The following is an 18,202-nucleotide window of genomic DNA, read 5'->3' on the forward strand; positions in this document are numbered from 1 at the left end:
GGGCAGCAAGCGGGCGAAGCCCGCGCGGCGTGGGGGGTGTTTCTTGCCGCTGGGCCGCCCCAAGGCAGAAACGCCCCCTTTGGGGGGCAGCAAGCGGGCGAAGCCCGCGCGGCGTGGGGGCATGTCTTGCGGTGATGGAGCCGGCCCAACGGGCCGGCCCCGCCTTCCTCCTGTTAGAAGTAGTAGTAGGGCGGATCCATCACTCCGTAGTTGATGCCTGCCGCCGGAATCAGCGCGGCTTGGCCTTGCGTGAAGTTGCCCTGCATGACGCCGTAGTTCACGCCGACCAGGCCGCCGTAGGTCTGGCCCGCGTTATTGCGGTAGTCGATCTTGCTGGCGGCGGTGGAGTAGTTGATCTTGCCGTAGTTGATGCCGGCCAGTCCGCCCAGTGTGGATCCCGTGGCCGTGTAGCAATAGCTGCCGTTGGCCGAGCAGTTGTACGCGCCGATGACGGGGCCGCTGGCGGTAGAGGTATCGATCGTGCCGGTCGAGTGGTTCACGCCGGTGATGCCGCCCAGGTTGGAGTAGTTGCCGGCGGCGACGCTGCCCCAAGCCATGCCGGTGTTGATGGCGCCCGAGTTCTGCCCGGCTATGCCGCCTACATTGCTGTAGGCGCCCCCCTGCGCGCGGCTGCTCGAGCCGGAAGCGAGGATCGAGCCCTGGTTGAAGCCGACCAGCCCGCCCACCGAGGAGTTATTGCCGGCGCGGACGTCCAGTACGCGCGAGGTGCTGTACGAGATCGAGCCGCTGTTCTGGCCCACCAGTCCGCCGGCGCGGGTGGCTGAGTTGCTGTAGGCCGCGCTGACCAGCGTTCCGCTGGCTTCGCCGTTGTCAATGGAGGCGCCGAGGCCGTTGGTGCCGACCAGGCCGCCGATGCTGGAGGCCGTGCCGGTGTCGCGGACGGTACCGCTGGCCTTTACGTCGGCCAGCGTGCCGCCAGTGCCGTTCAGGCCCACCAGGCCGCCGGCGGAGGCGCCGTTGTACGCCACGACTTCGCCCGAGGCTTCGGACTGGCCGATCGACCCGGTGTTCTCGCCGACCAGCCCGCCGGTGTTGCTGCCGGCGCCGCTGGAAACGCGGCCGGTGCTCGTGCCGTCGAGGATCGTGCCGCCCATGCTCTTGCCAACCAAGCCGCCCACGCTGCCCTGGCTGCCGCCCGAGACCGCGCCCGTGTTGCGCATGCGCTCGAGCGTTCCATCGAGGTTCAGGCCGACGGCGCCGCCGGTGTTCAGGTAAGCGCTGCCCGCCGTGACGGACGCCGTGTTCAGCGAGTCGGTGATGGTCCCGCCGCCGTTGGCGCCGGCCAGGCCGCCGATGCCGCCGAATTCGTGGCGCAGCAGCGAACCGCTGACGATGCCTTCGCTACGGCCGCCCGTGATGACGCCGCCGCCTCCGCCGTTCTTGGCGTTGACCCCGACCAGCCCGCCCAGCGCGTAGGTCTGCGAACCGCCGTAGACGCGGCCGGAGAAGCTGGAGTCTTCGATCGTGCCGCCCTGGTTGGTGCCCACCAGGCCGCCGGTGGCATTGGAATGGTAGCTATTGCCGTACAGCGTGCTGTTGGCGACCTTGACGTTGGAGATGCGGCCCGTGTTGTAGCCCACCAGGGTGCCGATGGACATGGGGCCGAGGTTGGGCTGGCCGGAATTCACGCCGATGGCGTCCAGGCTGAGGTCGCGGATCACGCCAGCCGACGCCGCGAACAGGCCGACGTTGGCGCCGCTGCCGATGACGCTGAAGTTGCTGAGCTTGTGGCCCAGGCCTTCGAAGCTGCCGTTGAAGATGCCGCGCTGGCCGCCGATGGACTGGAATGTGCCCGAACCGCGCAGATCCGTGCCCAGCACGTAGTAGCCATAGAGGTTGTTGTTGACGGCCTGCATCTGCGCCAGGTTCTGGATGACCGTGTATTGCACGCCGTTGGACGAGAAGCCGGCGTCGGCGCCGGACAGCGTGATCACGGCCTGGCCCGGGGCGCCGCCGAGCACGTAGTTGGCGGTGGCCGCCATGTGCGGGCCGGCATTGGGCGCGGCCTTGGTCGTGTCCAGCGACAGGCGGTTGCCGGGACCGCCGAGCGTGATCTTGTTGTTGATGTCGATGCGCTCGTCGGCCGCCAGATTGAGCGCGGCCCGGCCGCCGGTGGCGGTAAGCGCGCCGTTGACGATCACCTTGCCGGCGCCGCCGTGCTGCGCATTCAGGCCAAGCGAATTGCCGCTGGTCCACGTGATCGGCGCGTTCACCGCCACGTCGCCGGCGGTGCTGCGCAGCTCGACGTTGGTGGTGGCGAGGTTGCGCGTCAGCGTATCGGCGTGGATCGTGGGCAGGGCCATGGCGGCCGTGTTCTCCACATTGACTTCGCCGCTGCGGATGCGGAACGTGCCGGTGCCGCCATTGGTGGCGCGGGTGTCGACTTCGGTGGCCAGGCGCACGCTCACGTGCTTGCCCGCTACGTCGACGGTGCCGCCGTTGCCGTAGGTGCCCAGGGCGCTGGCGTTCAGGCTGCCGGCCACTTGCACCAGCCCGTTGTCGCCGCCGTCGAGGACGATCTTGCCGGTGCGGTTGCTCAGCGTCTTGGCTTCGATGACGCCGTTGTTGTTGACCACCGCCTCGTACGGGCTGGCGGGCGCGGAGCGGCGGGCCTGCATCGCCACCTGGCCGGCGTTGGCGCGGATCATGCCGGTGTTGCTGGCCAGGGCATAGGCGGCGGGAGCGCTGACTTCCAGGCTGAGCGGGCCGTTGCCCATGCGCAGCGTGAAGGCCTGGCCGGCGCCCAGCGCGACCGAGCCGCCATCGGCCTGCAGCGTGCCGTGGTTGATGGCGTGAGTGCCGAGCAGCGCGATGTCGCCGCCCGAGTTGGCGCGGATGGTGCCGTTGTTCTCGACCTTGTTGGTGGACGGGGCTCCCGCATCGAAGGCGAACACGCCGCTGGCGTTGCTCATGAACGCGGCGGGATCGATGGCCCGGGTGGACGCGACCAGCCCGCCCACGTTGACCTGGGCGCCCGCGCTGAACACGATGCCGTTGGGGTTCACCAGGAACACCTTACCGAGGGCGTTGACCGAGCCGTCGATCCGGCTCAGAGGGCCCCCGCTAACGTAGTTCAGCGTCATGTCGTTGGCGGTCCTCTGATTGAACGTCACGCGCTCATTGCGGTCGACGTTGAAGGAATGCCAATCGATGACGGCTTTCGAGGAGTTCTGGCTGATGACCGTGTCGGTGGCGTTCTGCCACACCGTGGCGTCGCCGTGCGTCACCTTGTTGAGCGACGGGCCCGCGAGGGCGGACGGGGCCAATGCCGTCAGGCCCGCCGCGGCCAGGGCCGCCGCGACCAGGCGGGCGCCCGTCACGCCGGACTTGCCGCGCCGGCGCGCGCATTCGCTGGCCACCGTCCAGCACGCCTTGCTGGCGTTCCATATCACTGCATGGGTCTTGTTCATGATCTTCCTTGTGGGTTGAATGACGCGCCTGGGGGCCGGGCGCGGTGCGACAGCACTCGGGGAACGGCCGATCAGAAATACTGCGTGGCGCGCAGCCAGAGTCGCGGTTCTGCCCGTGGGCCGCTGTGTTCGGTTTCTTTCTGGATGGGCCACGCGGCGGCAACCATGACTTGATGGCGCGGGCCGGACTGGGTGAGGCTTACGCCGGCCGCGGACAGGCGCCGGGCGTTGCGGTCATCGTTCCAGGGGCGCCGGTTGACGGTGATGCGGCCGGCGTCCGCGAACGCCGCCAGTTGCAGGCCGGGCAACGGCAGATAGCGCAGTTCCAGCGTGGCCTGCCAGCCCTGGTCGCCGCTGGCTTCGCCATTGGCGAATGCGCGCACGCCATACGGGCCGCCCAGGCTGAATTCCTCGGAGCCGTCCAGGTTCTTGCTGGCCAGTTGGGCATTGAATTGCGCGTACAGCGCGAAGGGGCCCGGCAGGTTCTGCTGCCGCAACAGCGTCAGGCTGGCCTTGCCGAAATCCCCGGCGCTGCGGGCATAGGCCTGGTCGCGGGCGCGCATGCGCTCCGTGTCCAGCCGCAGCCGGCCCAGCCCGTAGGACAGGAATCCGGCGCTGCGCCCGCCGCCGAACAGGCCGTCTTCGCCGGTGATCGACACGGAGGCGGTGGCGAGCTGCACCCGTTTGCCGTCAGCGAGCGAGAACAGGCCCATGTGTTCGCTCAGGCGCTTGTCTTCGTAGGTGAATTGCGCGCGCGCGCTGAAATGAGGGCCGTAGGCCAGCGGCTGCTCGACGAAGAAGCCCGTCGTGCGGGCTGTGCCGCCGGCCTCCAGGACGTCGAAGTCGCGGCCGATCGTATAGCGCATGTGCGAGAAGTTCAGGCCTACGCGGGTCAGCGCGGGGCCGACGGGGATCCGGTAGGAAGCCTGGTAGTAGCGCTGGCGGCGGTCGCTGGAGAGCAGGCGCAGGCCGAGCTGGTCGCCCAGGCGCAGCGGGCTGTCCACGTCCAGGTTGCCGCTGAGGCGGAATTCGCCCGTGTAGTAGCCGCCGAAGTTGTCGGCGTCCAGGCTGCCTGTGGCCAACGGCGTGGGCGCAGCGTCCACGCGCAGCGCGGTCGAGCCTGGAGCAGTGCCGGGCCGCAACGTGCCCCGCACGGCGGCCCCGGGCAAGTCGTCCAGGCCTTGCAGGCGGCTTTCCAGCTGCTGGATGTGGACGGCGCCGCCGGGCTGCAGCGACGAGAGCCCGCGGCGCAACACGGCGTCGTCGACGCGGGAGCGGTTGTCGAGCTCGATCTCGCCGTACACGCCTTCCTGGATCGCGATCGTGACCTCGCCGTCGGCGATTTCCTGGGCAGGCAGATAGGCGCGGGCCAGCAGGTAGCCCTGTTCCTGGTAGTGGCGCGTAATGCGGTCGGCCGCTGCGCGCAGGCCGTCCAGATCCTGTTCGGTGCCGGCTAGATCCGCCAGCAGCGCCTGCAGCACCTCATCGCCATAGACGCGGTTGCCGGTCAGGATGAAGCGCCGCAGAAGCAGCCGGGGGCCGGCCGCCAGGCCGGTGGCCGAAGGTTCGGCCGCAGGCGTGGCGGAATCATCCAGCGCCGGCCGGGGAGGGCGCGGCGCCATGGACGGCAAGGTGTTTTCGATATCGCGCATGGACCTGCCGGCGTCGGGAATCTGCGCCAGGGCGGGGGGCGCCGAGGCGGCCAGCAGCGCGCAGGCGAGGCCTGCGCCCAACAGCCGGGCGGCCAGGGCAGGCGGACGGAGCGCGCAGTCAGGCGAGGGGTGAAGAAGGCCGGGGCGCGCCGCGGCATCCGTTTGGAACAGCATGGGTCGGCTTGCTACCGTCCGCTTGGACGGTTCCCTTTGGGCCCATCAACCCGTGCCGAGAGGCCGGGCCGAAGCGGCGTGTTATGCACGATTGCAGATCGGGAAACTATAGGTAGCGGGCCGCGAAGAAGATCTAGTATTAGTCTGAATTAACTAGTTAACTTCTACTAAAACGAAAAGCGGTGAATGTCGAACGCGCGCGATGCGGGCGGCGGCGCATCCTTTGCCAGCATTGGACTTATGCGATTCCGCCTTGTCGTTCGTACGGAATCGGCGCTTTTTGGGGGGGCGGACCGTGCCGTTTTCAGCCCTTTGGGCCTCGGACCGTCGTTTAGAATTTCCTACGCATTGCCCAATGGCAGGCACAACAAAACAAGGCGCCGTGCGCCATGGCGTCCGATCTGTGGGAGTAGCGGTGTCCGATCTCAGCATACGTCTGGCGATTGCCGATGATCATCCGGTGGTGCTGTTGGGCCTTGCTGCCGAACTGGAGCGAAATCCCGCGATGCGGGTCGTGGGGCAGGCCACGGATTCAACCGCGCTGGTCGAGCTGCTGGACAAGCATCCCTGCGACGTTCTGGTGCTGGATTACGCAATGCCCGGCGGCAAATACGGCGACGGCCTGGTGCTGATTTCCTACCTGCGCCGCCGCTGGCTCGACATGCGCCTCGTGCTGTACACGATGGTCGACAATCCGGCGCTGCTGCTGGCCATCGTCAAGCACGGCGTCAAGGCGGTGGTCAGCAAATCCGACCCTCTGCCCCGGCTGGTCGACGGCGTCTACGCCGCCCACGGCGGCCGCCAGTATTACTCGCCGCTCATCAAGGACATGCTGCTGGACACCATGATGGTGGCCGAAGCCGACAGGCTGACGCCGCGCGAGGCAGAGATCGTCCGGTTGTTCTGTGCCGGCGGCACCATTACCGAGATTGCCGAGCGTCTGCACCGCAGCGTCCAGACCGTCAGCACCCAGAAGCGCAGCGCCATGCGCAAGCTGGGCGTGAACCGGGACGTCGATCTCATCAAGTTGCTCAGCGACTTTCCCCCCAAGGCTTTCACCGCGCAGGGCTGACCCCGCGGCAATCCGATCCCTTTCACAGGCCCGGCGCGTAATTTGCCGGAGCCTGCGTACGTCCGTATTGACCCTGGCTCCGGGCCTGCATTATTCTTGTTCTTTAATCAGGAACAGTAGTTCCTTTTAATGGAACTTGCATGAGCATATTGGATGGCGTCCAGCGCGTGCTGGAGCTGTACGCGGACGGCGCGGCGGATCTGAGCTTCACGGATGTGGCGGGTCGCCTGGCCTTGCCCAAGAGCACGGCGTCGCGTCTGCTCAACCAGATGCAGAACTACGGCCTGCTCGACCAGGACGCCGCCACGCGGCGCTATCGGCCGGGCGCGCTGCTCGCCCAGGCGGTGCGGGCCGGCATGGCGGCCACGCCGCTGGACGACGCCTGCCGCGCCGTGCTGGCCCGGCTGTCCGACGACAGCGGCATGACCGCCTACCTGTCCACCCTCAACCAGCGCGAAACCGTGGTGCTGCAACGCCTCAATGGCTCGAATCCGGTGCAGGTGCTGTCGCCGCCCGGCTCCCGTCGCCCCGCGTCGGGCACGGCCATGGGGCGGGCCCTGCTGTCGCGCCTGAGCGAAGCCGAATTCCAGGCGCTTTACGGCGCCGACGCGGACGGGCCGTTGCCCGTGGAAGGGCGGGACTGCCCGGCCACCGTGGGCGAGCTTGCCGGGCTGGTCGCGCGGACCCGCGCCGACCGCTGCGGCGTGGCCATCGACCAGGCCATGCCCGGCATCGGCGCGGTGGCGGCGGCGGTGCGCGATCCCGCCACCGGCGAGCTGCGCGGCTTGTGCCTGTCCTTCGTGTCCTTCCAGGCTGATGCCGAGCGCGTCGCGCGTCTGCGCGAATCCGTGCTGCAGCAGGTGGGGGCGCTTGGCCGCGAATTGAACGATCCCTATTGGCTTGCCTGAATCTCCATACTCCCTTACGGAAATCCCCCCAATGAATCTCCTGCTCCTCAGCAATTCCAGCAGTGACGCCGGCTATCTGGTGCACGCGCTGTCCGACATCCGGGAATTGACCGCCGCGCTGCCGCAAGGCGCGCCGGCCGTCTTCGTGCCGTATGCCGGCGTGACCCGCGACTGGGACGATTACACGGCGCTGGTGGCGTCGGCGCTGGCCGGCACCGGCCTGGACATCCAGGGCCTGCACCGGGCCGAAGATCCCGTGGCCGCGCTGGAAAGCGCCGCCGTCATCATCGTGGGCGGCGGCAACACCTTCAACCTGCTGGGGCAGTTGCGCCGCCAGGGCCTGCTGGAAGTCATCGTCCGTTGCGTGCGCCAGGGCGCCGCCTATCTGGGGTGGAGCGCCGGATCCAACCTGACCTGCCCCAGCATTTGCACCACGAACGACATGCCCATCACGGACCCGCAAGGCTTCGACGCCCTGGGCCTGTTGTCCTTCCAGATCAATCCGCACTACACCAATGCCCATCCGCCGGGCCATCGCGGCGAAACCCGCGCCCAGCGTCTGGCGGAATTCTGCGCGCTGAATCCCCGGATGCCCGTCCTGGGCTTGCCGGAAGGTTCCGGGCTGCGCATCCGCGGCGGCGACATCTCCCTTATCGGACCGCACGACGCGCCGCTGTTCCTCGGCAAGGAAGAACCCCGCACGTTCCGGCCGGGTCCGGTGGAGATCACGGCATGAAACAGGTCATCGATACGATCGAGCTTCTTTCTTCCGCCCACGTGACGGGCGAGATCGTCGCGCAGCAGCTGCGCGAAGCCGGCAACTGCGAAGTGGAAGTGACCCGGCTGGAGCGCGACGGCGCGGCCACGGATTTTCTTTCCATCGTGATTCCCGGCGCCGACGCCGCCGCTCCGCAGATGGGCATCGTGGGCCGCCTGGGCGGGATTGGCGCGCGCCCCGCGGTCACGGGCCTGGTGTCCGACAGCGACGGCGCGGTGGTCGCCATTGCGGCGGCGTTCAAGCTGATGGCCATGGCTCGGCAGGGCGACGTCCTGCCCGGAACGGTGCGCATCCGCACGCACGTCTGCCCGCGTGCCGGCACGCGTCCGCATCACCCCGTGCCGATGATGCGCTCGCCGTTCCCCATGCGCGAGATGATGTCGCACGAAGTGGATCCGCGCATGGACGCGATCCTGTCCGTCGACACCACGCGCGGCAATCGCCTCGTCAACAAGCGCGGCGTGGCGCTGACGCCCGTGGCGCGCCAAGGCTATCTGCTGCGCATTCCCGAAACCATGCTGGACGTGATGGGCTGGGTCAGCGGCGAATTGCCGATTACCTTGCCGCTGACCACGCAAGACATCACGCCCTATGAAAACGGCCTGTGGCACGTGAATTCGCTGATGCAGCCCGCGATCGTCACGGACGCGCCCGTGGTGGGCGTGGCGCTTACCGCGCAGACGACCGTGCCGGGCTGCGCGACGGGCGTCACGAACGCCGTGGACGCCGACGTCGCCATGCGTTTCTGCATCGAAATCGCCAAGCTGTTCGGCCAGGGCGCCATGTCCTTCTCGGACGAGTCCGAATGGGCCGCGCTGCAGGCTCGCTACGGCTCGATGGCGCATCTGCAGACCGTGGGCCGCGAAGACGGAGGCGCGGCATGAACGCGGCTCCGCAGCGGCGCGTGGCGTTCTTCACCATCGGGCAATCGCCGCGCAGCGACGTCGTGCCCGAAATGGCGGCGCTTTTGGGCGCGCGTGTGCGCATCGACGAATTCGGCGCGCTCGACGGCCTGGACGCGGCGGCGTTAGCCGCCCTGGCTCCCAGGGCGGGTGAGTACCGGTTCGCGACGCGCATGCGCGACGGAACGCAGATCGAGCTGGACGCTGCGGCGGCCGAGGCCCGGCTGGCGCAGGTCATGGGCGAAGCCGACGCCGCGGGCTATGACGTCCTGGTGCCGCTGTGCACGGGCACGGCCATCGCGCCGATGCGCACGCTCGTGGTCGAACCGCAGCAGGTGGTGGACCACCTGGTCGCCGGCCTGGCGGAGCATTGCCGCAAGGTGGGGCTGGTGGTGCCGCTGGAAGCGCAGGTCGACGCCTTTCACATGGTCGTGCCGCTGTCCTGCGAAACCCAGGTCGTCCACGCTTCGCCCTATGAGGCGGACGCCGGGCAGGCCGCGCTCAACTTCGAGCGCGCGGGCCGCGAACTGGCGTCCTGCGACCTGATCGTCATGCACTGCATGGGCTATGCCGAGCGCATGCGCCAGGTGGTGGCGCAGGCCTCGGGACGCCCGGTGCTGCTGTCGAACCGCTTGGTCGCGCAGACGCTCGCGCAAATACTGGAATAAAGCCGCCGCAACCCGCCCGCGACCCTGGCGCGCCCATCGGAATCCGGCGCGGCAGGGGCGGGCGAGCGGCAAGAGGAGACGAAGCGATCTTCGTCAGTCAATTGTTGGGAGTGTTTTTCATGTTTAGCCGTACCCTGCACCGCGCCGCTGGCGCACTGTTCGCCGTCTCGGTCCTGGCGGCCACGCCCGCGCTGGCGGCCGACGCCTGGAAACCCGCCAAGCCCGTGCGGCTGCTGGTGGGCTTCGCGCCCGGCGGCTCCGCCGACACGCTCGCGCGCCTGCTCGCCGACCCCTTGTCGCAGCGCCTGGGCCAGCCGGTCGTGGTTGAAAACCTGGCCGGCGCCGGCGGCAACATCATGGCCTACCGCCTGAGCCAGTCGCCCGCCGACGGCTACACCATCGGCATCGCCGCGGCCGGCTCCATGGCCATCACCCACGTCCTGAACCCCAAGGGCACGAACTACAAGCCCGCCGACTTCACCCCGATCACGCTGGCCGCCGTGCAGCCCAACGTGGTGATCGTGAACAAAGACGTGCCGGCCGACAACCTGGCCGAGCTGAAGGAATACTTCCAGAAGACGCCGACCGCCACCTACGGCACCGCGGGCGTGGGCATTTCCAACCACCTGATCGCCGAAACCATGCTGTACAAGCTGGGCGTGAAGGTGCCTCATGCAGCATACCGCGGCGCCGCGCCCGTCATCACCGACCTCCTTGGCGGCCACATCGCGATGACGATGGACAACATCTCCACCGCCGCGCCGCTCGCCTCGCAGGGCAAGGTCAAGGCCATCGCCGTCGCGTCGCTCAAGCGCGCGCCGCAGCTGCCCAACGTGCCCACGCTGGACGAACAGGGCCTGAAGGGATTCGACATGCCGACGTGGCAGGGCGTGTTCGCGCCCGCCGGCCTGCCCGCCGACGTGCTGGCCGCCTACTACGCCGCCCTGCAGGACGTGTTGAAGCAGCCGGCCCTGATCGAGAAAATGGCCGGCCTGGGCTCCGAGCCCGTCACCGGCATGACGCCCGAGCAGTTCGGCCAGTTCCTGGAAAAAGACCGCCAGCAATGGGCAGACATCGTCAAGGCCGCGAACATCAGCCTGGAATGAGCGGCGCTGGTGTCAGACACAGCATCAGTGTCTGACACCCGGGAAGCATTTCTTTAAGCCTGGCCGTCATTGCGTAAGGGTGTCAGACACTGAGGTGCCGCATTGATCAGTGTCTGACACCCGTACGAGATCCTCGTCCGGCTGAAGCGGATTTTCCTGGGTGTCAGACACCAAGGTGCTCGCAGCGCCGGAATGGCGGCGCCGGTGTCTGCCACTGCATCAGTGTCTGACACCCGTACGAGAATCCCGTCCGGCTGAAGCAGGTTTTCCCGGGTGTCAGACACCAACAAGAGCAAGTCGCGCTTTGGCGTCACACACCAATTCGGGGCACCGGTATTCCTTTCCCGGTGTCTGACACCCGGGAAGCATTCCTTCAAGCCTGGCCGTCATCGCGTAAGGGTGTCAGACACAGAGGTGCTCGCAGCGCCGGTGTCTGCCACTGCATCGGTGTCTGACACCCGGGAAGCATTTCTTCAAGCCTGGCCGTCATTGCGTAAGGGTGTCAGACACAGAGGTGCTCGCAGCGCCGGTGTCTGCCACTGCATCGGTGTCTGACACCCGTACGAGATCCCCGTCCGGCTGAAGCAGGTTTTCCCGGGTGTCAGACACTAGAACCCACGCGTCAGACACCCAAAAACTACTTCCCCGGCACCCGTGCGGCGATCTCGGCGATCAGGCGCCGCGCCGCGTCCAGTTTGCCGGCGGCGGGCAGGGGGTGCACGCCCTGTTCGTCGAACAGCACCAGTTCGGTGGTGTCCGCATCCATGACTTTGTGCGCCAGGTTGCCCACCAAGAGCGGAATGCCCTTGCGCGCGCGCTTGGCTTCGGCGTGCTCGGCCAGCTTTTCGGTTTCGGCGGCGAAGCCCACGCACCACGGGCCGTTGGCCAGCTTGGCCACTTCGGCCAGGATGTCCGGATTGGGTTCGAATTCCATGGCGGGGGCGCCGCCGCCCTCGCTGGTCTTTTTCAACTTCTGGGTGCTGACGTTCTTCACGCGCCAGTCCGCCACGGCGGCCACGGCGATGAAGATGTCTGCGTCGGCCGCGCTGGCCATCACGGCGTCGTGCATCTGGCGCGCGGTGGTGACCGACAGGGCGGTGACGCCGCGCGGCACCGGCAGGAAGGTTGCGCCGGAGATCAGTGTGACGCGGGCGCCGGCCTCGCGGGCGGCGCGAGCCAGCGCGTAGCCGGTCTTGCCGGACGAGCGGTTGCTGAGGACGCGCACCGGGTCCACGGGCTCGGACGTGGGGCCGGCGGTCAGCAGCACGTGGCGGCCCGCCAGCAGCTTGGGCTGGAAAAAGGCGATCAGGTCGGTCAGCAGCTCATGCGCTTCCAGCATCCGGCCGTCGCCGGTTTCGCCGCAAGCCTGCTCTCCGGCCGCGGGCCCAAGAATGCTGATGCCGTCGGCGCGCAGCTGCTCGACATTGCGTTGGGTGGCGGGATTGGCCCACATCTCGCGGTTCATGGCGGGCGCGACCAGCAGCGGACAGGCCCGCGCGAGGCACAGCGTGGACAGCAGGTCGTCCGCCATGCCGTGCGCCAGCTTGGCCATGAAATCGGCGCTGGCGGGCGCGATCAGCACGGCGTCCGCGCCCCGCGTGAGATCGATGTGCGCCATGTTGTTGGGCACGCGCGCGTCCCATGCATCCACGAACACCGGGCGGCCGGACAGGGCCTGCATGGTGACGGGGGTGATGAAGTGCGTGGCCGCTTCAGTCATGACCACGTCGACCGTGGCGCCTTGTTCGGTCATGCGCCGCACCAGCTCGGCGATTTTGTAGCAGGCGATGCCCCCGGTCAGGCCGAGGACGATGCGTTTGCGGGCGAGATCGAGCATGAGGACGGGGCGGCGGGTTCAGCGCCGTGAAAACGAGGAATGGAAAGTGATTTTATTCTGCATTGCGGCATCGCGCCGTTCGCCATGCATTCAGGGGGCATCAAACGGGACGAAAACTGGCAGGGCGGGCCGGGGCGCGTGCCCCGGCCGGGCCGTTCAGGCACTCGGCGGCTTGCGCGCCCGCAGCAGTTCGTCCAGCACCAGCAGCACGGCGCCGCAGGTGATGCCGACGTCGGCCAGGTTGAAGGCCGGGAATTGCCAGTCGTTCCAGTAGAACAGCAGGAAGTCCACCACGTGGCCATAGACGACGCGGTCGATGACATTGCCGATGGCGCCGCCCAGGATCAGCGTCAGGGCCAGGCAGAAACGGGGCTGGCCGTGGGTGCGCCGCAGGATGACGGTGATCACCACGGCGGCCACGCAGCCCAGGCCGGTAAACAGCCACCGCTGCCAGCCTTCCTCGGATGCCAGGAAGCTGAAAGCCGCGCCCCGGTTGTACACCAGGGTGAAATCGAAGAAGGGCAGCAGGTGGACCCGCTGGCCGTACTGGAATTCCGTGTTGAAGTAGACCTTGGTCAACTGGTCCAGCACGATGATCGCCAGCGCGAGGGCCAGCCAGCGCCCCACGCGCGCGGGCGCGGGGCGGGAGCCGGATTGGAGGCCGGTGTCGGCGGGCCCGGCCATGCTCAGGCCTTGTCGCGGGCTTCGCCCGAGCCGAACAGGTTGGACACGCAGCGGCCGCAGATCTCGGGATGGTCCGCGTCCTGGCCCACGTCCAGGCGCCAGTGCCAGCAGCGCTCGCACTTCTTGTGCGCCGAGGGCGTGACCTCGATGCGGGTATCGCCTTCGGCCGCGTGCACGGTGGCGCGCGAAACGATCAGCACGAAGCGCAGATCGTCGCCCAGGCTGGCCAGCAGTTCGTGGTCGGCGCCGTTGGCGTAGAGATCGACCTCGGCCTGCAGCGACGAGCCGATGTCGCCGGCCGTGCGCACTTCCTCCAGCTTGCGCTGGACTTCAGCGCGGATGGCGCGCAGGCGCGTCCATTTGGCCGACAGCGCGTCGGCGTCGGCAAACGGCGGCAGCACGTGGTAGACCTCGGTGAAGATCGTCGTGCGGGCGGCGTCGGCCTGGTTCTTCAGCGCGGAGCCGACCAGTTCCTTCCAGGCCTCTTCGGCGGTGAAGGAGAGGATCGGCGCCATCAGCTTGAGCAGCGTCTGCGTCACGTCGAGCAGGGCCGTCTGGGCCGACCGGCGGGCGCGGCTGTCCACGGCGGACGTGTACAGGCGGTCTTTCAGGATGTCCAGGTAGAACGCGCCCAGGTCTTCCGAGCAGAAGGTCTGCAGGCGGGAGACGGCCGGGTGGAAGTCGTAGCGTTCATAGTGGGCCTGGACTTCCGCCTGCATCTGCGCTGTCATCGCCAGCGCGTAACGGTCGATTTCCAGCAGCTCGCCGTAAGGCACAGCCTGGGACACGGCGTCGAAGTCGGCCAGGTTGGCCAGCAGGAAGCGCAGCGTGTTGCGGATGCGGCGGTAGCCTTCGACCACGCGCTTGAGGATTTCATCCGAGATCGACAGCTCGCCGGAATAATCGGTGGAAGCCACCCACAGGCGCAGGATTTCCGCGCCCAGCGAGTCGGACACCTTTTGCGGGGCGATCACGTTGCCCACCGATTTGCTCATCTTGCGGCCCTGGCCGTCCACCACGAAGCCGTGCGTCAGCAGGGCCTTGTAGGGAGGCTGGCCGTAGAGCATGCAGCCCGTCAGCAGCGAGGAATGGAACCAGCCGCGGTGTTGGTCGGAGCCTTCCAGGTAGAGATCGGCGGGCCAGGCGAGTTCGGCGCCATGCGAACCGGCGAAGGCGCCGTCCTTGCCGCCCAGCACGGTGGCATGGGTGCTGCCGGAGTCGAACCACACGTCCAGCGTGTCGCGGTTCTTTTCGTATTGATCGGCCTCGTCGCCCAGCAGCTCGCGCGGGTCCAGCGACTGCCAGGCTTCGATGCCGCCTTGCTCGACGCGCTGCGCCACCTGTTCCAGCAGCTCGGAGGTGCGCGGATGCAGCTCGCCGGTTTCCTTGTGCACGAAGAAGGCCATCGGCGTGCCCCACTGGCGCTGGCGCGACAGGGTCCAGTCCGGACGGTTGGCGATCATGGCGTGCAGGCGGGCGCGGCCCCAGGCCGGGTAGAAGGCCGTGGCGTCGATGCCGGCCAGCGCCGATTCGCGCAGGGTCGGGCCGCCGTCGTTCGGGGCCACGTCCATGCCCGCGAACCACTGGCTGGTGGCGCGGTAGATGATGGGCGTCTTGTGGCGCCAGCAGTGCATGTAGCTGTGCTTGTGCTTTTCGACGTGCATCAGCGCGCCGGCTTCCTTCAGGGCTTCGACGATCTTGGGGTTCGCGTCCCAGATCGACAGGCCGCCGAACAGGGCCAGACTGTCCGCGTACTTGCCGTCGCCCATCACGGGGCTGATGAAGTCGGTGTCCTTCATGCCGTGCTCCTTGCACGACATGAAGTCTTCGATACCGTAGGCGGGGGCCGAGTGCACCACGCCCGTGCCGGAATCGGCCGTTACGTAGTCGCCCAGGTAGATGGGCGCCTTGCGGTCGTAGGCGGCGTTGAACTGCGCCAGCGGGTGGCGGAACTGGATGCCCGACAGCGCGGCGCCCGGCGCGGTGGCGATGACTTCGCCTTCCAGGCCCCAGGCCTTCAGGCAATCCTCGACGCGTTCCTTGGCGATCAGGAGCAGGGGGCCGAACTTCGGCGCGGGCGACACGCGCACCAGCGCGTACTCGATCTCGGGGTGCAGGTTCAGCGCCTGGTTGGACGGGATGGTCCAGGGCGTGGTGGTCCAGATGACGATGGCGCCATCGTCCACCGAATCCAGGCCGAAGGCGCTGGCAAGCCTGGCGTGCTCGGCAAACGGGAAGGCCACGTCCACCGCAGGGTCGACGCGGTCCGCGTATTCCACTTCGGCCTCGGCCAGCGCCGAGCCGCAGTCGAAACACCAGTTCACGGGCTTCAGGCCGCGGAACACGTAGCCCTTGTCCAGGATGCGGCCCAGGGCGCGGATTTCGTCGGCTTCATTGCTGAAGTTCATCGTCATGTAGGGACGATCCCACTCGCCCAGCACGCCCAGCCGCTTGAAGTCCTTGCGCTGGCGGTCGATCTGCTCCAGCGCGTAGGCGCGGGCCTTGGCCTGCACTTCGGCCACGGGCAGGTGCTTGCCGTACTTCTTTTCGATCTGGATCTCGATCGGCATGCCGTGGCAGTCCCAGCCCGGCACGTAGTGCGCGTCATAGCCGGCCATGTTGCGGCTCTTGACGATGATGTCCTTCAGGATCTTGTTGACCGCATGGCCGATATGGATGTCGCCGTTCGCGTAGGGCGGACCGTCGTGCAGCACGAAGCGCGGCCGGCCGCGGCTGGCGGCTCGGATCGCCTGGTAGACGTGGTTTTCCTCCCATTGCGAAATCCAGGCGGGCTCGCGGCGGGCGAGGTCGCCCCGCATGGGGAAGGGAGTATCGGGGAGGTTGAGGGTCTTTTTATAGTCCATGAACGGCAAAATAGGCGCGCGCGTTTCGCGCGTCTTCGGCGATGGCGGCAGTCAGGGAAGGGAGGTCAGGAAATTTTTCTTCGTCCCGCAGCTTTTGCAGGAACTCGACGCGTACGAGTTTACCGTAAGCGTTGATGGTCTCGTCGAGCAGGTGCGCCTCCAGCAGCACGCGGCCGCGGTCCTCGACCGTGGGGCGCACGCCCAGGCTGGCGACGGCGGGCAGGGCGCGCTCGGCCAGGCCGTGGACCTGGACCACGTAGATGCCGGAGCGCGCGGCGCAGCGTTCGGCCACCCTGAGGTTCATCGTGGGAAAGCCCAGCGTGCGGCCCAGCTTCTGGCCGTGGATCACGTGGCCGCTGATGTGGAAAGGGTGCCCCAGCAGGTGGCGGGCGCGTTCCAGGTCGCCCACGGCCAGCGCGGTGCGGACCTCGGAACTGGAGATGCGGTGGCCGTGCTGGTCGGTCACGTCGGCCAGGGTCTGCACCTCGAAGCCATGGCGCAGGCCGGCTTCGCGCAACAGGTCGATGTCCCCGCTGCGCTTGTGGCCGAAGCGGAAATCCTCGCCCACGAGCAGCCACTTGGCGTGCAGGCCCTCGACAAGCAGATGCTCGATGAAGGCATTGGCCGACATCTCGGCCAGGCGGGCATTGAAGCGCTCCACCACGACCTGCGAGATGCCGTAGCGCGCCAGCGCGGCGAGCTTGTCGCGCAACCCGGAGATGCGGGTGGGCGCCAGCTCGGGGCGCTGGTTCAGCGTGGCGAAATATTCCCGCGGATGCGGCTCGAAGGTCATGACGGCGGGCACCAGGGCGCGTTCGCGCGCCACCTGGCAGACGCGCGCCAGCATGGCCTGGTGTCCGCGGTGGACGCCGTCGAAATTGCCGATCGTCAGCGCGCAAGGGGCGCGCCGGTCGGGCGGGGGCAGGGATCGGTAGATGCGCAGCGATGGTTTCACGAGCGAGAGTTTACAATTTTGGATTCCGGGTTTGTTCCCATTCCTTCCCGCCCCGCGCCCTGGCCGTTCCAGCGCGCGGGGCCGCAAGGGCGGACGGGCCCGATTTCCCTTGGAATTCCTTATCTTGCCGGAAACATCTACCACCAAGCGCCGCCTGGTCATCCTGATCTCGGGGCGGGGCAGCAACATGCGGGCGCTGACCGAAGCCTGCCGCAACGAGGGCTGGCCGGCCGAAGTCGCCGCCGTCATCGCCAGCCGGCCGGACGCCGGCGGGCTGGAGTGGGCGGCCCACCAGGGCATCCCCACCGCCGCCCTGTACCACAAGGACTACGCCAGCCGTGAGGCGTTCGACGCCACGCTGGCCTCCGAAATCGACCGTTTCGAGCCCGATTACGTCATCCTGGCGGGCTTCATGCGCGTCCTGACCCCGGGTTTCGTCAACCACTACGCCGGCCGGCTGGTCAACATCCATCCCTCGCTGCTGCCCGCGTTCCCCGGCCTGCACACCCACGCCCAGGCGCTGGCCACCGGAGTCCGCGTGCATGGCTGCACGGTGCATTTCGTCACCCCGGTGCTGGACCATGGCCCCATCATCGCCCAGGGCTGCGTGCCCGTCCTGGCGGGCGACACGCCCGAAACGCTGGCTGGCCGCGTGCTGACCGTCGAGCACCAGGCCTTCCCGGCGGCGGTGCGCTGGCTGGCCGAAGGCCGGGTTACCCTGACGAGCGACCAGCGGGTAAACGTCGAAGGCGATCCCGAACGCCTGTTCACCTGGTCGCCGGCCGCCTGAGCGGCCCCGAATCGCTTTTACCGGGCGGAATGCCTCCGCCTCACTGGAATACGCCATGACTAAATCCCAATCTCCGCGCTCCCGTCCCGCAGGCGCCCAGCGGGCAGCCTCCGAGGGGCGTGACGGCCGGAGCTTCTTCTCGCGCCCCAAGGGCGAGGCCCGGCAAGCGCTCGAGCGTGGCCGTGATGGCCGGCCCGCCGGCAAGCGCGACGAACGGCCTGAAGGCCGTTCGTCCTCCGACGCCCCGCGCGGCGGCGACCGGGGCGGCGAACGCGCCTCCTACGGCTCCGAGCGCCGCGAGGGCCGCCCGGGCCCGCGCCCGTCCTACGACGCCCCGCGCGGCGGCGACCGGGGCGGCGAACGCGCCTCCTACGGCTCCGA

At 68.1% G+C, this 18,202-nt stretch carries 13 protein-coding genes and 1 pseudogene; 8 read left to right on the top strand and 6 right to left on the bottom strand.

Annotated elements, in window-relative coordinates; all coding sequences use genetic code 11:
- Positions 1 to 173: 173 nt before the first annotated feature.
- Complete coding sequence (locus JL37_RS24425; RefSeq protein WP_043547572.1) at positions 174 to 3,431, bottom strand: filamentous hemagglutinin N-terminal domain-containing protein; 3,258 nt, start codon at positions 3,429 to 3,431, stop codon at positions 174 to 176.
- 71 nt (positions 3,432 to 3,502) lie between these two features.
- Positions 3,503 to 5,257, bottom strand: a complete 1,755-nt coding sequence (locus JL37_RS24430) for a ShlB/FhaC/HecB family hemolysin secretion/activation protein (RefSeq protein ID WP_231570426.1) — start codon at positions 5,255 to 5,257, stop codon at positions 3,503 to 3,505.
- A 415-nt stretch (positions 5,258 to 5,672) separates the two neighbouring features.
- Here JL37_RS24430 and JL37_RS24435 point away from each other — a divergent pair, with 415 nt between their 5' ends.
- From JL37_RS24435 to JL37_RS24460, 6 genes are all read left to right on the top strand, one after another.
- Positions 5,673 to 6,329 (top strand): response regulator, encoded by a 657-nt coding sequence (locus JL37_RS24435; protein ID WP_043547573.1) that lies wholly within the window; start codon positions 5,673 to 5,675, stop codon positions 6,327 to 6,329.
- A 140-nt stretch (positions 6,330 to 6,469) separates the two neighbouring features.
- Positions 6,470 to 7,237 (top strand): IclR family transcriptional regulator, encoded by a 768-nt coding sequence (locus JL37_RS24440; RefSeq protein ID WP_043547575.1) that lies wholly within the window; start codon positions 6,470 to 6,472, stop codon positions 7,235 to 7,237.
- 31 nt (positions 7,238 to 7,268) lie between these two features.
- Complete coding sequence (gene pepE / locus JL37_RS24445; RefSeq protein ID WP_043547576.1) at positions 7,269 to 7,973, top strand: dipeptidase PepE; 705 nt, start codon at positions 7,269 to 7,271, stop codon at positions 7,971 to 7,973.
- Positions 7,970 to 8,899, top strand: a complete 930-nt coding sequence (locus JL37_RS24450; protein ID WP_043547577.1) for a DUF1177 domain-containing protein — start codon at positions 7,970 to 7,972, stop codon at positions 8,897 to 8,899. The genes pepE and JL37_RS24450 overlap by 4 nt, the downstream gene beginning before the upstream one ends.
- Complete coding sequence (locus JL37_RS24455; RefSeq protein ID WP_043547578.1) at positions 8,896 to 9,585, top strand: AroM family protein; 690 nt, start codon at positions 8,896 to 8,898, stop codon at positions 9,583 to 9,585. The genes JL37_RS24450 and JL37_RS24455 overlap by 4 nt, the downstream gene beginning before the upstream one ends.
- A gap of 119 nt (positions 9,586 to 9,704) precedes the next feature.
- Positions 9,705 to 10,691, top strand: coding sequence for a tripartite tricarboxylate transporter substrate binding protein (locus JL37_RS24460; RefSeq protein WP_043548170.1), 987 nt, complete (start codon positions 9,705 to 9,707; stop codon positions 10,689 to 10,691).
- Positions 10,692 to 11,328: 637 nt separating this feature from the next.
- Here JL37_RS24460 and coaBC read toward each other — a convergent pair.
- The 4 genes from coaBC to JL37_RS24480 all read right to left on the bottom strand — a co-directional run bounded on the left by coaBC (position 11,329) and on the right by JL37_RS24480 (position 17,031).
- The gene (gene coaBC / locus JL37_RS24465) at positions 11,329 to 12,528 is read right to left on the bottom strand and encodes a bifunctional phosphopantothenoylcysteine decarboxylase/phosphopantothenate--cysteine ligase CoaBC (protein ID WP_043547579.1); all 1,200 of its coding nucleotides are present in this window, start codon (positions 12,526 to 12,528) and stop codon (positions 11,329 to 11,331) included.
- Positions 12,529 to 12,684: 156 nt separating this feature from the next.
- On the bottom strand, positions 12,685 to 13,212 hold the full coding sequence (gene lspA, locus JL37_RS24470) for a signal peptidase II (RefSeq protein ID WP_043547580.1): 528 nt from the start codon (positions 13,210 to 13,212) through the stop codon (positions 12,685 to 12,687).
- Between the two features lie 2 nt (positions 13,213 to 13,214).
- Positions 13,215 to 16,076, bottom strand: coding sequence for an isoleucine--tRNA ligase (ileS, locus tag JL37_RS24475; protein WP_043547581.1), 2,862 nt, complete (start codon positions 16,074 to 16,076; stop codon positions 13,215 to 13,217).
- A complete protein-coding gene (locus tag JL37_RS24480) occupies positions 16,066 to 17,031 on the bottom strand; it encodes a bifunctional riboflavin kinase/FAD synthetase (protein ID WP_043547582.1) in 966 nt (321 codons plus the stop codon). Before JL37_RS24480 ends, ileS begins: the two co-directional genes overlap by 11 nt.
- Positions 17,032 to 17,155: 124 nt before the next feature.
- Between JL37_RS24480 and purN the strand changes: the two genes are divergently transcribed.
- Both purN and JL37_RS30770 read left to right on the top strand, forming a co-directional pair.
- Positions 17,156 to 17,821, top strand: coding sequence for a phosphoribosylglycinamide formyltransferase (gene purN / locus JL37_RS24485; RefSeq protein ID WP_043547583.1), 666 nt, complete (start codon positions 17,156 to 17,158; stop codon positions 17,819 to 17,821).
- 55 nt (positions 17,822 to 17,876) lie between these two features.
- Positions 17,877 to 18,202: pseudogene (locus tag JL37_RS30770) on the top strand (hypothetical protein); the annotation flags it as partial.

It is taken from the genome of Achromobacter sp. RTa, from assembly GCF_000757485.1.
In the GTDB taxonomy this organism is placed as follows: Bacteria; Pseudomonadota; Gammaproteobacteria; order Burkholderiales; family Burkholderiaceae_B; genus Achromobacter.

Excerpts from the sequence above, each read along its gene's own strand:
- JL37_RS24425 (WP_043547572.1), bottom strand. The coding sequence starts at position 3,431 with ATGAACAAGACCCATGCAGTGATATGGAACGCCAGCAAGGCGTGCTGG.
- JL37_RS24430 (WP_231570426.1), bottom strand. The coding sequence starts at position 5,257 with ATGCTGTTCCAAACGGATGCCGCGGCGCGCCCCGGCCTTCTTCACCCC.
- JL37_RS24440 (WP_043547575.1), top strand. The coding sequence starts at position 6,470 with ATGAGCATATTGGATGGCGTCCAGCGCGTGCTGGAGCTGTACGCGGAC.
- pepE (WP_043547576.1), top strand. The coding sequence starts at position 7,269 with ATGAATCTCCTGCTCCTCAGCAATTCCAGCAGTGACGCCGGCTATCTG.
- JL37_RS24450 (WP_043547577.1), top strand. The coding sequence starts at position 7,970 with ATGAAACAGGTCATCGATACGATCGAGCTTCTTTCTTCCGCCCACGTG.
- JL37_RS24455 (WP_043547578.1), top strand. The coding sequence starts at position 8,896 with ATGAACGCGGCTCCGCAGCGGCGCGTGGCGTTCTTCACCATCGGGCAA.
- JL37_RS24460 (WP_043548170.1), top strand. The coding sequence starts at position 9,705 with ATGTTTAGCCGTACCCTGCACCGCGCCGCTGGCGCACTGTTCGCCGTC.
- coaBC (WP_043547579.1), bottom strand. The coding sequence starts at position 12,528 with ATGCTCGATCTCGCCCGCAAACGCATCGTCCTCGGCCTGACCGGGGGC.
- lspA (WP_043547580.1), bottom strand. The coding sequence starts at position 13,212 with ATGGCCGGGCCCGCCGACACCGGCCTCCAATCCGGCTCCCGCCCCGCG.
- ileS (WP_043547581.1), bottom strand. The coding sequence starts at position 16,076 with ATGGACTATAAAAAGACCCTCAACCTCCCCGATACTCCCTTCCCCATG.